Here is a 13,540-nt window from a genome sequence, read left to right as displayed (position 1 = left end):
CTACTCGATGCCGAGTTGGCGGCCGGCCCGCCAGGACTCCGCGACATCGCACATGCGGGTGTAGCTCACGCCGAGATCGGTCATCTGTTCGATCCAGCGCTCCATCTCGTACAGACGTCCGCCTCGGCCGATGGCTTGGGGGTGGAACGTGACCGTGCACACGCCGTGTTCGACTTCGTTCACCATCCACTTCACATCTGACAAGAACGTGTCGAACATCGTGCCGGGGTTCTCGAGCCCGGTCAGGATCGTGTTCTTGAAGGTGACGAACTCCAGATGGACGTAGTCGTCGAGATGCCAGCTGAACGGCAGTTCGACGAGGTCAACCTGCTCGCCGAACTCCATGGGCCCATCGGTCGGGAACTGGTCACCGCTGCGCAGCCAATAGGGCGCGTAGTCATGGCCCATGAGCGACGAGTCGTAGCTGAGGCCGTATTCGGTGAGCAGGCCGATCGTCCACGGATTGATGTCGCCTGACGGGGCCCGGTAGCCCTTCGGTGGAGCACCGGTGAGGGTTTCGATCTGCGCGAACGTCCTCTCGAGAATGGCGCGTTCCTCTTCCTCGCTGAGCCGGGGGTTGTACTCGTGGGCGTAGCCGTGCAGTCCCACCTCGCAGCCGGCGTCGACGACCATCCTGGCGGCGTCGGGGTAGGTGTCGATGGAATGGCCGGGAATGAAGAACGTGCACGGAATCTCGTGGCGGGACAGCAGCTTCAGGATCCGGGGCACGGCGATCGCTCCGAATTCGCCCCGCGAGATGGGGTTCGGCGTGGTCTGGCGACGGGCTATCCACAGCGACGGTCCGTCGAAATCGAACGTCAGGCACACATAGCCCGCCGGGTTGTCCGGTATTGCGTCGGCGCTCATCCCGTTGTCCATGTCGCTTCCCCCTTCGGTGTGCCGCAGCCGCGGCAGCCCATCCCAAGCGTCGTTCTAGTCCAACAGGCCCGACAGTGACGCAGCGAAGCCCTGCCATAGGCTCGGCAGCCGTATGCGAAGGCTGATCTGCGCGGCTGTGGCCGTGAGCGTGCTCGTCGCTGCGTGCTCGACTTCGCAGGGGGACCCCGACGGCGCATCGGTCGCCGAGTCCACCTCCACGCTGTCCCCGTCCGACGGCGAGGTAGTCGACGACTCAGAGAACGTCGAGGCTGCGCCAATGGAGGCTGCGCTCTCTGACACAGTGCCCACTGACACAGTGCCCACTGACACTGCGCCCACTGACACAGCGCCGACGTCGACGACAGAGCCGTTCTTCCCCGGCACCGAGGATGGACGGCCGTTTCTCGAGCTGACTCTGCTCGAGAAGGTCGACGAGTTCCTGGAGCTGCCGAACACGGCGTTTGCAGCGAATATCGCTGGAGAGATGGGCCTGAGCGGCGAACAGCGCTGGGTGCCGTGGATCCTGGACGTCATGCGCTTCGGTGGCACGCAGGACGTCACGCTCGCGTCGATGCGGGCGCTTCAGACGCTCACTGGCATCGAGAGCACCCAGGACTTCAGCTCCGACTACGTCAGGTACGGCTCGTGGTATCGCACGAATGGCATCGATCCAGGTGAGGGCTACGAGATCTGGAAACGGGTGCTGTATGCGTACGTCGGGTACCAGTACGAAGACTTGTTGGCGCAGGTCACCGACCGCGTGAAGCTGGGCGCCATCCAGTGGGGCGGTGTAGGTCGTGGCGGCATACCGGAGCTGAACAACCCCGAGCGGCTGACACCTGCCGAGGCCGACTTCATGACGCCCGAAGAACTGGTGCTCGGCGTGGTGATCGGCGGCGAGGCCGGCGCCTACCCGGTGCGGTTCCTGGCGCGCCATGAGCTGCTGAACGACGTCGTTGGCGGCGTGCCGGTGGCGCTCGGCTACTGCACGCTGTGCTTGACAGCGCTCATGTTCGACCGACGGCTCCCGAACGGTGACGAGCTCACGTTCCAGACATCGGGCCTGCTGATGGACTCGAACAAGATCATGATCGACAACGAGACCGAGAGCCTGTGGAACCACCTCTCGGGCACCGCGTTCGCCGGCCCGCTGGCAGGCACGAAACTGGACCAGTACCCGGTCGCCACCGTGCGCTGGGAGGACTGGCTCGCCGATCACGCCGATACGTTCACGCTCGACACACCGCCGCCGACGTACTTCCCCGAGCTGCCCGAGCGTCCGCCGATCACCTACGACTACACGCCGGGCGCGGCCTACCGCACGTACTACGCCAGCGAAGACCTCTGGTTCCCGACGTTAGAGACGCCCGCGGTTTTCGCACTCAAGGACGAGGTGGTCACGATCGAACGCGCTGGCAACTCATTGGCGCTGGAGTTGACCGCGCTCGAGGCTGAGGACCCGTTCGTCTATGTGCTTGGAACGGAGCCCCTGGTGATCGTGCCGAACCAGGGTGGGGCCAGGGTCTACAGCGCAACCGACGTTGAAGGAGTACCGGCCCCAGCGTGGCGACACCGAGCCCCAGTCGAAGTGGCTCCCCAAGGTGTGCTGCACGACCAGTTGCTCGTCAACGGTCTCGACGGACGCAACCGTGTCGACATCAGGCTGCCGCGCATCGTGTCGTCACAGTCGTTCTGGTTCGCCTGGTACGGCTTGCATCCTGACACCGAGATCTGGCCGCCAGTCGACGAGAACTAGGGATCAGCAGAGCTCATTTGGGGGCTCGCGCGCCCCAGCGGAGCACCGCTTCGGTGCAGGCTGAGCCGTGCAGGCCGGTGGCTATGCTGGCGCCTCGCGTCTCAACCAGCCCCCATCGTCTAGCGGCCAAGGACACCACCCTCTCAAGGTGGCGGCACGGGTTCGAATCCCGTTGGGGGTGCTCCATGTCGGCTCAATCCGGGCGGCGCCTTCGTCAAGAACCCAACGGGCACGCGTCTCAGTGGTCTAGGCATCTGCCGCCCGGACGCAGTGCTGCCGACGTAGATCTCACTGCGGGCGGGACCCTGCCTGCGGTGTGGCTGGACCGATGGTCGTCCGATCCGCAGCGCACGGTGGTGTGGGATTCGCACGATGGCTGGGTGACCGGCGCTCAGCTCATTGATCGCGCCCGAGATGTTGCCCAACACTTGTCAAGTGCGGGCATCGTCGCCGGCGACCGCGTGCTGATGAGCGGACCGAGCTCATCCCGCTTGGTTGCGGCGCACACGGCGCTGTTGTCGAGAGGCGCAGTGGTGGTGCCGCTGAACGGCGCCTACCGTGCCGATGAAGTTCGCGACGTGGTAGCTGATTGTCGTCCCAAAGCGGCATTGGTTGAGGGCGTCGGCAACCCTGGCGAGTGGCGCCAGTGGATCGCAGACGCCGATGCAACGGTGCAGGTCGGCGACTTCGATGCGGCGGAGCTCTCTGGCGGGCGGGCTTCGCGAGCGGAGCGGTTGACGCGCGCTCGGTTCGGGGACTTCGGTGTAACGGACCCATATCGCAGGCGCGTCTGGGACCCGGCGAGCGGCCTCGATATGCGAGTTCGGGCGCTTGAGCGCCGGCCCGACGAACCTGCACTCATCGGGTACACCTCTGGCACGACAGGACGTGCCAAGGGTGCGGTGCTGAGCCACCGGAACCTGCTGGCGTCGGTGCGGGCGCTGGAGTTGGCGTGGCGCTGGACGCCCGATGACGTGCTCGTGCTGGCGCTGCCGCTGTTTCACATGCATGGCCTCGGCGTCGGGCTGCACGGCACGCTCACCGTGGGCGCGCAGGCCGTGTTGCAGCCGACGTTCGACCCCGACGCCGTCTTCGATGCGATTGCTGAGCACCGAGCCACGATGTTCTTCGGCGTCCCCACGATGTATTCCCGATTGGTGGCATCGCCACGCGCCGGCGAGTTGTCGGCGCTGCGATTGTGCGTCTCAGGGTCTGCGCCGATGCCCGTGGAGCTACACGACGCCGTACGGGAGGCAAGCGGGCAGCAGGTCATCGAGCGATACGGCATGACCGAGACGGTGATGCTGGTGTCGAATCCGTACGACGAGCCGCGACGAGCCGGCACCGTGGGCTTTCCGCTGCCGGGCGTGGAAGTACGTCTGGATGCCGTCCCCCGGGACGACGACGGGGCTGTCGATGATGCGGCCGAGATCTTGGTGCGGGGTCCCAACGTGTTCTCGGGCTACTGGGAACGGCCCGACGAGAACGCGGCGTCCTTCGCCGACGGCTGGTTCCGTACCGGCGATCTGGGCGAGTGGGATGACGGCTATCTCCAGATCGTCGGGCGGGCCAAGGAGCTCATCATCTGCGGCGGCTTCAACGTGTATCCCCGTGAAGTGGAAGAGGTCGTCACCTCCCATCCCGATGTTCTTGAGTGCGCCGTTGCGGGCGAGCCCGATCCTGAATGGGGCGAGGTGGTGGTGGCGTATGTGGTCGCCGAGCGGGACTTCGGCGACGACGAGCTGAAAGACTTCGTGGGCGAACGCCTCGCCTACTACAAGCGGCCCCGCCGCACGCATCGGATCGCGGCGCTGCCCCGAAACGCGCTCGGCAAGGTGCAACGGCACGAACTCGCGGCCGCAATTGGCGGTTAGGGCCAGGGGGTCGCCTGCGAGCGGCGCATCTGACACCCTTGTATGCGGCATGTTCCAGCTTCATCCCGTCCAGCAGGCATTCCCGCTGCCGCCCCGATTTGTCGCACCCGGCTCGCTTTCCGAGGCGGCCGACTTGCTGTCGGCACACGGCGCCGCGGCGCGGCTGATCGCCGGCGGCACCGACCTGATGCTGGAACTGAGTCGCGGGGCCCGTTCGGGCGTGGAGCTGCTCATTGACATCTCCGGTTTGCCGGGCCTCGACCAGATCTCCTACGACGGCGGCAAAGTCTCGTTGGGACCTCTGGTCACCCATGCCGACGTCATTGCCTCGGTGCCAATGCTCACCGCGGGGCTGCCGCTGGCCCAAGCGTGCCTGGAGGTTGGGTCACCACCGCTGCGTAACCGGGCGACCGTGGTGGGAAACATCGTCACGGCCAGCCCCGCAAACGACACCATCTCCGCGCTTGTGGCGCTCGGCGCCGACGTCACTGTGTCGTCAGCAAGGGGCGAGCGCACGGTCCCCATCACCGAGTTCTTCACCGGCTTCCGCCAGACCGTCCTCGAATCCGACGAGATCGTCACCGCAGTCAGGTTCGATGCCACCGACGGTGTGAACCGGCTGGGCGTGTTCGTGAAGCTGGGTCTGCGCCGGGCGCAGGCCATCTCGGTGGTACACGCCGCCGTGGTGGCAGATACCGAGGGCGGCAGGGTGGCTGATCTTGTTGTCGCACTCGGCAGCGTTGCGCCCACGATCATCACGGTGCCCGAGGCCACCGAACTGGCGCGAGGTCGCGAATTGACCGAAGCCGCGGGCGACATCGTCACCGCAGCACGCCGGGCGGCGACGCCCATCGACGACATCCGCGGCAGTGCCGAATACCGGTCGCACGCCGTCGGTGTTGTGATGGACCGCGCCATTGCCGCGCTGGCCAGCGGCACAGCGGCCGATAGGTGGCCGCATGAGCCGCCGCGGTTGGTTTCGGCGGCTGCCCCCGAACGCGCTGCGTCAGCGTCGACGGCGCTCGACGGGCCCGACGACGTTGTCACGGCGACCGTGAACGGGGAGCGGCGCAGCGCAGCAAACGCTTCGGGGAAGACGCTGATGGACTGGCTGCGCGACGATCTCGGGCTCACCGGCACCAAGGAGGGCTGCGCCGAGGGGGAGTGCGGCGCATGCACGGTGCACCTCGACGGTGCCGCGGTGTTCTCGTGTCTGGTGCCCGCTGGCCGAGCCGACGGGGCGACCATCACCACCGTCGAAGGAGTGGCAGCGCCCGCAGGCGGACTGCATCCGTTCCAGCAGGCAATGGTGGACACCGGCGGCGCACAGTGCGGGTTCTGCACTCCCGGCTTCGTGATGAGCGCCGTGGCACTGCTCGACGAGATCTCAGAGCCCACCTCCGAGCAGATCACCATCGGATTGTCAGGCAACCTCTGCCGCTGCACCGGCTACTGCTCGATCATCGAGGCGGTGCAAGCCGCCTCGGTCGACACAGGGGCGGTGCAAGCCGCCTCGGTCGACACAGGGGCGGTGCAAGCCGCCTCGGTCGACACAGATGCAGTCGAAGAAGCAGCCGACACGGGGGCTGCGTCATGACCGACGGCGCCGCCCCCGGTAGGCCCGGCGCGGCCATCGAACTCGAGATGGCGACGCCTACGGCGGGCGGCCTGGGCCATTCGCCGCCGCGCGCCGACGGCCCCGCCAAGGTTTCTGGCCTCGCCACCTATCCCGCCGACCGCATCGGTGCAGATGCGCTGTGGGCCTTTGTCGTCTTCACAGATCAGCCTCACGCCCGCCTCCGTCACCTCGACCTTGGTCCTGCCGAGCGTTCCTCAGGCGTCGTTGCGGTGCTCGGCTCCGCTGACGTGCCCCGCAACGAGTACGGACTGACCAAGTTCGATCAGCCGGTCTTCGTCGGGCTCGATCACAACGGGAACAGCCCGGTGCCCTGCGATGTGTCCCGCTGGGAAGCCGATCACCTGGCGCTCATCATCGCCGAGAGCCTCGCCCAGGCTCGTGCCGCCGCAGCTGCAATCGACATCGAGTGGGAACCGCTCCCGGTCGTGGCCGATCTGGAAGCAGCGCTGGGGGCTGGTGCACCGCTCGTGCACGCCTATGACGGCATCGGCTCCAACTCCTACGAGTCGATGCGTACCCGCAAGGGCGATCTCGACGCCGGTTTCGAAGCTGCCGAGGTGGTCGTGGAGGCCACCTACGAGGTGCCCTACCAGGAGCACGCGTTTCTGCAGCCAGAAGCGGGAACCTCGTGGGTCGACGCCGATGGAACTGTGTGCGTCGAGATTGCGGGCCAGTGGGCACACGAGGATCGTGGGCAGATCGCGCACGCGCTCGACCTGCCCGAAGACCGTATCCGGGTGCGTTATCCCGCCATCGGCGGTGCGTTCGGCGGGCGCGAGGACATGTCGCTGCAGATCATCCTGGCGCTGGCCGCCTACCGGCTGGCAGAGCGCGGCATCGATCGGCCCGTGGCGATGCAGTGGTCGCGTGAGGAGTCCATCGTCGGTCACCACAAGCGTCACCGGGGGCGCATCTGGGCTCGCTGGGGTGCCGACCGCAACGGCAAGATCACCGCCGCACAGGCCGAAGCGTGGCTGGACGCGGGCGCATACAACTACACCTCGAACAAGGTGATGGGGAACCTGCATCTGGGCCTCGGCGGGCCCTACGAGCTGCCCAATCCTGGCCAAGAAAACCCCGTTTATGAGTCCTGACCCTAGGGCGTGTACTCATAAACGGGCTACCTATCGGGGCGGGAGTATGATTCAAGCGTCTGGCCGAAGGGAGGTAGCTGATGCGCGGGCGCTACGATCTAACGGAGGAGGAATGGAGGGTGATTGCGCCGGTGTTGCCGCACAAGCCGCGCGGCGTCCCGCAGGTGGATGACCGGCGGGTTTTGAGCGGGATTTTCTGGGTATTGCGCACGGGGGCGCCGTGGCGGGACCTGCCCCCCGCTACGGGCCGTACACCACTTGCTACAACCGGTTCAATCCCTGGCGTAAGGCGGGCGTGTGGGATCGGCTGATGGCAGCCGTGGCCGAAACCTTGGCGGGCGAGGTGCAAATGATTGACAGTTCGATCATACGAGTCCATCAACATGCCACCACTTCAAAAAAACACGGGAGAGCGGTGTATGGGCCGAGGGCGCGGCGGACTAACGACCAAGATCAACGCCCACGTGGATGGGCGCGGCCGTGCCCTGGCGTTTGTATTGTCGCCTGGGCAAACGCACGACGTGCAGGCCGCGGCGGAACTGCTCAGTCTCCTCGGCGCGGGCTGTACGGTGTTGGCCGACAAGGCTGACGATAGTAATGCGGTCAGAGCCCAGATTGCCAAGGCGGGGGCAACCGCCAATATCCCGCCCAAGGCCCATCGGCGCCAGCGCCCGCCCTTCGACCCCGTCCTGTACAAACAGCGCAACCTCATTGAGCGGTTCTTCAACAAACTCAAACACTATCGCCGGATCGCCACTCGCTATGAAAAAACCGCCTCCAACTTCTTGGCGTTCATTAAACTCGCTACCGTCCGCCTGTGGCTACGGACTTATGAGTACACAACCTAGGTCAACGACCATGGTCCAAGCTGTGTCGACAATACCAATTTTTTGAAAACTCAAACGCTCGTACAGGCGTAGGGCTGGGTTTTCAAACTCCATACTCAGACTTACGTGCTGAAGCTGCTGGCGTTGGGCTTCTTTAAGCAAGGCTTTCAACAGCCTTGTGCCAATCCCCCGACCCCGTTGCTCTGGGCAAACTCCGACCCCAAGCTCTGGCGTTTCACCATCAACAAATTCATACGAGTGGTCTTCCGGGGTCCAGAGCCGATACCAGACCGCTCTAATAGATTCCTTTTGCCCTGTTGACGGTGACAATAGCAGTATCCCCCTTGCGCCCCCAGTTGTGCAGGAGCTTTGCTAACTCTGGTGGGGCAAAGCCTGCTTCCAGAGTCGGGCGCTCGCGATGAGGATTCCAATATGCCGCCTCGAATAACATTTCCCTGAAGAGGGGCAGATCGCGATTCGTCGCGAGGCGAATAATGTCGCCAGGGTCGGTCTGTTTCACTTGTACATCGTCACGGAGCACGCCACGACGGACGTTTGCTGGGATGGCTTATCGTGTTCCTTCGGGGAAATGCGGTAAGTCATCTGTTACGTCAAAATACGAGGCCTTGGAGTCGTACCAAATGTGGACTGTTGGTCGAACGGCCTCAGAATTGTCAAGAATATAAGGGTTAAAAGAGACGAAGTCCTGTTGGCCCGTTGGAGCCAGGCTATAACGACCGAACAGGCCACAGCCACAGGTTGAACAGAAATAGCGCTCCCAGTTCTCAGATGAACGAAACATTGACGGTGAGCCCTGAGTAAGACGAAAGGAGCGAGTAGGGGCGCTCGCCCAAACGATGGCCGGTGCCCCGCTAAGCCGGCGACACACCGAGCAATGACAATACCCCGCATCAAAAATGTCTGAGACTTCAAACCGGACATCGCCACAGTAACAGCCGCCCTGAAACGTATCGTTCACAGCATCTCTCCTTAAATATCTACTACGAACCTCAAGCCTTGTAACTTACTTTTCAGCAGATCGATATGGATATGGGTGTCAGCCGAGGGCATCAGTCCCACGTGCTATACCGCAGCTCTCCCGTACACACGACCTGGCCATGGCCTGGAACGATCTCTCCAATAAGGTAGGAATACTCGCCGTAACCCTGGATATGCGCTACGACCTCGGCGACGTGGGATTGCTGACACACGACAGCGATCCCCACTCCCAGGTTAAACGTCCGAAGCATATGTTCATCAGGGACCGCTCCGTGCTGTTTGAGCACACCAAATACCGGATTGACTTGATAGGTGGAGAGATCAATTGCTGCGTCACAGTCGGACGGCAGGATGCGATTAAGATTCTCTTGTATTCCTCCTCTCCGTTGAGTCAGGAGCTCAGGATTTTGGGCTATCAGATCCCGGATAAGGGTATAGCCATTGGTATGCGGACCGGACGATTGAACGGCAACAACGACGTCACCAACAGTCATGTGAGAGCCGTCAATAATCTGATCCCGTTCGACAATACCAACAATATTCGATCCGAGAATATACTTGTCTGCGTCCAATATCCCCGGCTGTTCTGACGTTTCCCCACCTGTCAGTACGCAACCTTGCGCTTCGCAGGCAGCAGCACAGGCGGCAACAATACGCTTGGCTGTAGCTCCGTCGAGTTTGCCACATACAATCAGGTCTTGAACGGCGAGCGGCTCCGCACCCATGACAATGCAGTCATTGATGAGGTGGTTAATCATGTCATGGCAGACAGACTCCACGCGATTATGCACAAATGCGAGGACCTGTTTACTACCGGGCTCTTCTGTTTTCAGCACAAGGACGGGATTGGTGTAGGTGCTGAGGTCCAGTAAAAACAAAGAGGAAAAGGCGCCAACTGTGTTGAGCAGACGCACGTCTTTACCATCAATGACCTCAGAGAACTCCGCTTTTGTTTGGTTCGCCAAGTCAACGTTGACACGGTATTTCACATTTCATCCTATGTAAGAAGTCCTTCTTTCCCTGGATGGCTCCTCATATATCATAAGTACGCTATGATGAAGCCGGATAAGTCAATTTTCGACAGATCACGGTGGCGAGAAGACAAGAGGCCTGTAGGAGACTGCATGAATCGCGCCGAACGCCGACGACAAGCCAAAGACACAAAGAAGAATCCGGTCGGAGAAGAGAAGACCTCCGCTCCACGGTTGGATATTGCCCAGATCAAGAATCAACTCCAGCAGGCGGCCTCGCCTCAGGAAGTGCAACAGTTTGTCGGGCAACTTCTCGAACACGGACTGCCGCCGGCCGGCGGCGAAGAGTTGATTGCCTACGCTGCGCAGTATCATGAGGCGCTCGCTGCTCTGAATAGTGCCGACGACGCGGTGTCCGTAGCACTCCTGGTGAACTCTGCGCACGCCTGGGCGGACGACCGGATCGCCCAATCGCCCGACCGCGACCGGCGGGCCTGCCAAGCGGGCTGCGCCTTTTGTTGTTATTTGCCCGTTGTATTAGCCAGCGCCGCCGAGGTGGTCTATCTGGCGGACTGGTTGAGAGCCAACTGTTCGGCTGATGAATTAGAGGCTGTGTGTAGACGCTTGAAAGCTCGGCATGACCGGCCTACTGCCGGCTCGCAAGCTCAGCCGCCGCTCCCCTGTGCATTATTACAGGACAATACATGCATGGCGTACGAAGCGCGCCCGTTTAAGTGTCGAGGCTGGAACTCCGTTCGCCTTGAAGCGTGCGAACAGGCTTATGGACAGGGTGAGACCACAACGAAAGTGCCGGTTGATACCTTCGCTTTTGTTATGGGAAATGCGGTGTTGAACGGTCTGAGTGACGCCACGCAGCACGCCGAGCTTGATGGCGAAGCGTATGAACTCAACGCGGCCTTACTCCGCGCGCTCGACCTGCCGGACGCAACCCTGCGTTGGCGGAACGGTGAGCGGCTTTTTGATGCGAGCAGTTGAGAGCTACTCCCGAACCGCGAACACCCACAGCACTCCACCCTGTGGGACATGCGTCTTTGTCCCATAGAAGGTATTCAGCATCTCTTGTTTACGTTCTGCATCTACACCCCAGCCTGACAGCACGGCAACGTACTGAACTCCATCAACTTGATACGTCGTGGGGACGCCGGTCACCCCGGAATTTGTCCGTTGTTTCCACAAGACCTTGCCGGTCTTGGCATCAAAGGCCCGAAAATAGCGATCATTGGTCCCACCCATAAAAACAAGACCGCCACCGGTGGTGAGCACCGGCCCCCAATTGTGGCTCTTGAAGGTTGAGGTCCAGACTTTCTTGCCTGCGTTCAAATCCCAAGCCTGGAGCTCGCCAATATGGTCTTTGGCGTCCGGATGGGGCAGCAATTCAAAATCGTCCGGGAACGCGACACCCATGTAGAGCTGGCCGGGTCGATAGGTTTCTTTTCGGCCGGTCAGTGCACCGCACAGGTTCTCGTTGGCCGGGACATAGAGTAGGCCGGTCTGTGGGTTATACGCTGCCGGTGGCCAGTCCTTGCCGCCCCACGAGGAAGGACAGTACTCGGCGCGTCGTCCGATGCCAGGAATTTTCGTTGTATCGTATTCGGGTCGGCCCGTTTCAGGATCAACACTTTTGAAGACGTTCTGGCGGACAAAAGGCTGGGCTTCAACAAAAGTGATCTTGTCTGCGCTGCGCTCCAGCGTCCACAGATAGCCGTTGCGCGCGGGATGTACCAAGCCCTTAAAGGTCCGGTCGCCCTTTTTGACATCAATCAATAGCGGTGCGGATACCTCATCCCAATCCCATGAACCGTTCCAGTGGTATTGATGGTGAGCTTTCAGCTCCCCGCTGTCCGCGTCCAGGGCGATGACCGAAGTCGAGTACAGATTGTTCCCCGGTCGGGCCTCGCCCATAAACGGGCCGGCATTCCCGGTGCCCCAGAAGGTGAGGTTGAGGTCCGGGTCGTAACTGCCGGTCACCCAAATCGACACCCCGCCGGTCTTCCAGCTCTCGTCCGCCCAACTGTCGTGGCCGGGCTCTCCCGGTCCGGGAATGGTATGGGTCTTCCAGATGGATTTTCCGGTCTCGGTATCAAGGGCCTGGATAAAACCACGGATACCAAACTCTCCACCCGACATGCCGACAATGATTTTGCCATTCACCGCCAAGGGAGCCAGGGTCATATAATAGCCGGACAAATAGTCCTCGAGCTCTTCCTCCCACACCACCGCGCCCGTTTTCGCATCCAGGGCGACCACATAGGTATCGACCGTTCCGAAATAGACTTTGTCACCGTACAGGGCGACGCCACGATTGGTCGGATGCAGTTGGAACAGGTCTTCGGGTAACTCCCGCTCATAGCGCCACAAGAGGTCGCCCGTCTTGGCATTAAAGGCAAAGACCTGGTTTTCTGGGGAGGTTACGAACATGACGCCGTTGTTCACAATCGGTGGGGCTTGGTGGCCTTCCGTCACGCCGGTCGAAAAGGTCCAGACCGGAACGAGCTTGCCGACATTGGCCGGAGTAATCTGATCCAAGGGACTATAGCCCCAGCTATCGTACGTCCCGCGATACATGAGCCAGTTTTCAGGCTCGGGCTGTAGCAGTCGTTGTGCGGTCACGTCCGCATATGCCTGTTGGTCTGCACTCACCGGAGCAGGCGTAAACTCGAAGCGGTTGACCAGGAGACTCGTGAGGAGGCCGAACATAATGACTGGGCTGTATCGCATCTGACGCATCCTTATTTCTTTTTCTTAAAGCCGACTTTGCCGATAAACGCTCCTTTGACCGTCAGGAGCCCGTCTCTCACTTCCAGGGGAAGGGTCGCCAATGGCCGTGGGGCCGGGCCTCCGACCACGCGGCCCTGGTTTTTCGGGTCAAAGAACGAGGCATGACACGGACAGACAAGTTGCTGCGTTGGTCCGATCCATTCGGACACATCACAACCCGTGTGGGTACACACTGCCGAGTAGCACACGAGTCCATCCAGTGAGCGCTCACGCGTCTTTTCACTCAGCTCTTCTGGCTTCAACCGGATCAAGAGAACCTGATTGAGCCGAAACCGGCTGCGCACGGTATCGGTTGCCGGGTCCTTGGGATAGGCGAACTCCGGGCGCTCGCCGAATGAGATGTCTTGTGGGGTGATTGCCTGCCCGGCCCGCTCACCAAAGGCAAATACCAGTTGATCTCCGGGCGTTAGCCGCGAACGGCGCGGGTCTTTTTTTCTCGCCGCGTTCGTCCCGCGATCAAAAATCGGCAAGCCCAGACCCAGACCAAACAGACAGGTCAGCAGGGCTCGACGAGTGAGGCCCCGGAAGTCCATTTTGTGTGCGGCCCGGTGTAACGAATGCCGACAATTGACGCGCGCCATCACTGTTCCTCGCCGCAACCTTCTACTGGCGCGGAACGGTACAGTCAACGGGATGGAGGGACAGAGAGGGTAGGGGGCTATCCGATATGCTGTCCCCTCCAAAGGAGGGGACAGGCATTGC

The 13,540-nt window shown here is 61.9% G+C and carries 14 protein-coding genes and 1 tRNA gene; 8 read left to right on the top strand and 7 right to left on the bottom strand.

Translation table 11 applies throughout. The annotated features are described in order from the left end of the window. Positions 1–867, bottom strand: coding sequence for a polysaccharide deacetylase family protein (locus ACOOHB_RS10415; RefSeq protein ID WP_420444778.1), 867 nt, complete (start codon positions 865–867; stop codon positions 1–3). Between the two features lie 124 nt (positions 868–991). Here ACOOHB_RS10415 and ACOOHB_RS10410 point away from each other — a divergent pair, with 124 nt between their 5' ends. From ACOOHB_RS10410 to ACOOHB_RS10380, 7 genes are all read left to right on the top strand, one after another. After that, positions 992–2,635 carry a DUF3179 domain-containing (seleno)protein gene (locus ACOOHB_RS10410; RefSeq protein WP_420444777.1) on the top strand — a complete coding sequence of 548 codons (1,644 nt, stop codon included), beginning with the start codon at positions 992–994 and terminating at the stop codon, positions 2,633–2,635. A 108-nt stretch (positions 2,636–2,743) separates the two neighbouring features. Then, positions 2,744–2,816, top strand: a tRNA-Glu gene (locus ACOOHB_RS10405). A 133-nt stretch (positions 2,817–2,949) separates the two neighbouring features. Further along, complete coding sequence (locus ACOOHB_RS10400) at positions 2,950–4,509, top strand: class I adenylate-forming enzyme family protein (protein WP_420444776.1); 1,560 nt, start codon at positions 2,950–2,952, stop codon at positions 4,507–4,509. A 49-nt stretch (positions 4,510–4,558) separates the two neighbouring features. Next, positions 4,559–6,106 (top strand): FAD binding domain-containing protein, encoded by a 1,548-nt coding sequence (locus tag ACOOHB_RS10395; RefSeq protein ID WP_420444630.1) that lies wholly within the window; start codon positions 4,559–4,561, stop codon positions 6,104–6,106. Then, entirely contained in the window at positions 6,103–7,242 is a 1,140-nt protein-coding gene (locus ACOOHB_RS10390) for a xanthine dehydrogenase family protein molybdopterin-binding subunit (protein WP_420444775.1), read from the top strand. The genes ACOOHB_RS10395 and ACOOHB_RS10390 overlap by 4 nt, the downstream gene beginning before the upstream one ends. Before the next feature lie 80 nt (positions 7,243–7,322). Then, positions 7,323–7,553 (top strand): transposase, encoded by a 231-nt coding sequence (locus ACOOHB_RS10385; protein ID WP_420444774.1) that lies wholly within the window; start codon positions 7,323–7,325, stop codon positions 7,551–7,553. A 72-nt stretch (positions 7,554–7,625) separates the two neighbouring features. Next, positions 7,626–8,090 carry an IS5 family transposase gene (locus ACOOHB_RS10380; protein ID WP_420446895.1) on the top strand — a complete coding sequence of 155 codons (465 nt, stop codon included), beginning with the start codon at positions 7,626–7,628 and terminating at the stop codon, positions 8,088–8,090. Here the strand turns inward: ACOOHB_RS10380 and ACOOHB_RS10375 are convergent. From ACOOHB_RS10375 to ACOOHB_RS10360, 4 genes are all read right to left on the bottom strand, one after another. Further along, on the bottom strand, positions 8,064–8,399 hold the full coding sequence (locus ACOOHB_RS10375) for a GNAT family N-acetyltransferase (RefSeq protein ID WP_420444773.1): 336 nt from the start codon (positions 8,397–8,399) through the stop codon (positions 8,064–8,066). The two genes, ACOOHB_RS10380 and ACOOHB_RS10375, sit on opposite strands and share 27 nt — an antisense overlap. Next, positions 8,365–8,589, bottom strand: a complete 225-nt coding sequence (locus tag ACOOHB_RS10370; protein WP_420444772.1) for a hypothetical protein — start codon at positions 8,587–8,589, stop codon at positions 8,365–8,367. Before ACOOHB_RS10370 ends, ACOOHB_RS10375 begins: the two co-directional genes overlap by 35 nt. A 48-nt stretch (positions 8,590–8,637) precedes the next feature. Continuing rightward, complete coding sequence (locus tag ACOOHB_RS10365) at positions 8,638–9,048, bottom strand: GFA family protein (protein WP_420444771.1); 411 nt, start codon at positions 9,046–9,048, stop codon at positions 8,638–8,640. 91 nt (positions 9,049–9,139) lie between these two features. After that, positions 9,140–10,057: a phosphoribosylformylglycinamidine cyclo-ligase gene (locus ACOOHB_RS10360; protein WP_420444770.1), complete on the bottom strand. Its 918-nt coding sequence runs from the start codon at positions 10,055–10,057 to the stop codon at positions 9,140–9,142. A gap of 135 nt (positions 10,058–10,192) precedes the next feature. Between ACOOHB_RS10360 and ACOOHB_RS10355 the strand changes: the two genes are divergently transcribed. Then, entirely contained in the window at positions 10,193–11,035 is an 843-nt protein-coding gene (locus tag ACOOHB_RS10355; RefSeq protein WP_420444769.1) for a YkgJ family cysteine cluster protein, read from the top strand. A gap of 3 nt (positions 11,036–11,038) precedes the next feature. Here the strand turns inward: ACOOHB_RS10355 and ACOOHB_RS10350 are convergent, their stop codons facing one another. After that, positions 11,039–12,757 (bottom strand): methanol/ethanol family PQQ-dependent dehydrogenase, encoded by a 1,719-nt coding sequence (locus ACOOHB_RS10350; RefSeq protein ID WP_420446894.1) that lies wholly within the window; start codon positions 12,755–12,757, stop codon positions 11,039–11,041. A gap of 32 nt (positions 12,758–12,789) precedes the next feature. Further along, the gene (locus ACOOHB_RS10345; protein WP_420444768.1) at positions 12,790–13,419 is read right to left on the bottom strand and encodes a ubiquinol-cytochrome c reductase iron-sulfur subunit; all 630 of its coding nucleotides are present in this window, start codon (positions 13,417–13,419) and stop codon (positions 12,790–12,792) included. Positions 13,420–13,540: the final 121 nt, after the last annotated feature.

Source organism: Candidatus Poriferisodalis sp. (assembly GCF_965215815.1).
Taxonomy (GTDB): Bacteria; Actinomycetota; Acidimicrobiia; order Acidimicrobiales; family Poriferisodalaceae; genus Poriferisodalis.
The sequence above is the reverse complement of the archived record's forward strand: the minus strand, read 5'-3'. Positions and strand labels throughout refer to the sequence as shown.

Excerpts from the sequence above, each read along its gene's own strand:
- ACOOHB_RS10385 (WP_420444774.1), top strand. The coding sequence starts at position 7,323 with ATGCGCGGGCGCTACGATCTAACGGAGGAGGAATGGAGGGTGATTGCG.
- ACOOHB_RS10390 (WP_420444775.1), top strand. The coding sequence starts at position 6,103 with ATGACCGACGGCGCCGCCCCCGGTAGGCCCGGCGCGGCCATCGAACTC.
- ACOOHB_RS10415 (WP_420444778.1), bottom strand. The coding sequence starts at position 867 with ATGAGCGCCGACGCAATACCGGACAACCCGGCGGGCTATGTGTGCCTG.
- ACOOHB_RS10410 (WP_420444777.1), top strand. The coding sequence starts at position 992 with ATGCGAAGGCTGATCTGCGCGGCTGTGGCCGTGAGCGTGCTCGTCGCT.
- ACOOHB_RS10380 (WP_420446895.1), top strand. The coding sequence starts at position 7,626 with ATGCCACCACTTCAAAAAAACACGGGAGAGCGGTGTATGGGCCGAGGG.
- ACOOHB_RS10345 (WP_420444768.1), bottom strand. The coding sequence starts at position 13,419 with ATGGCGCGCGTCAATTGTCGGCATTCGTTACACCGGGCCGCACACAAA.
- ACOOHB_RS10350 (WP_420446894.1), bottom strand. The coding sequence starts at position 12,757 with ATGTTCGGCCTCCTCACGAGTCTCCTGGTCAACCGCTTCGAGTTTACG.
- ACOOHB_RS10395 (WP_420444630.1), top strand. The coding sequence starts at position 4,559 with ATGTTCCAGCTTCATCCCGTCCAGCAGGCATTCCCGCTGCCGCCCCGA.
- ACOOHB_RS10355 (WP_420444769.1), top strand. The coding sequence starts at position 10,193 with ATGAATCGCGCCGAACGCCGACGACAAGCCAAAGACACAAAGAAGAAT.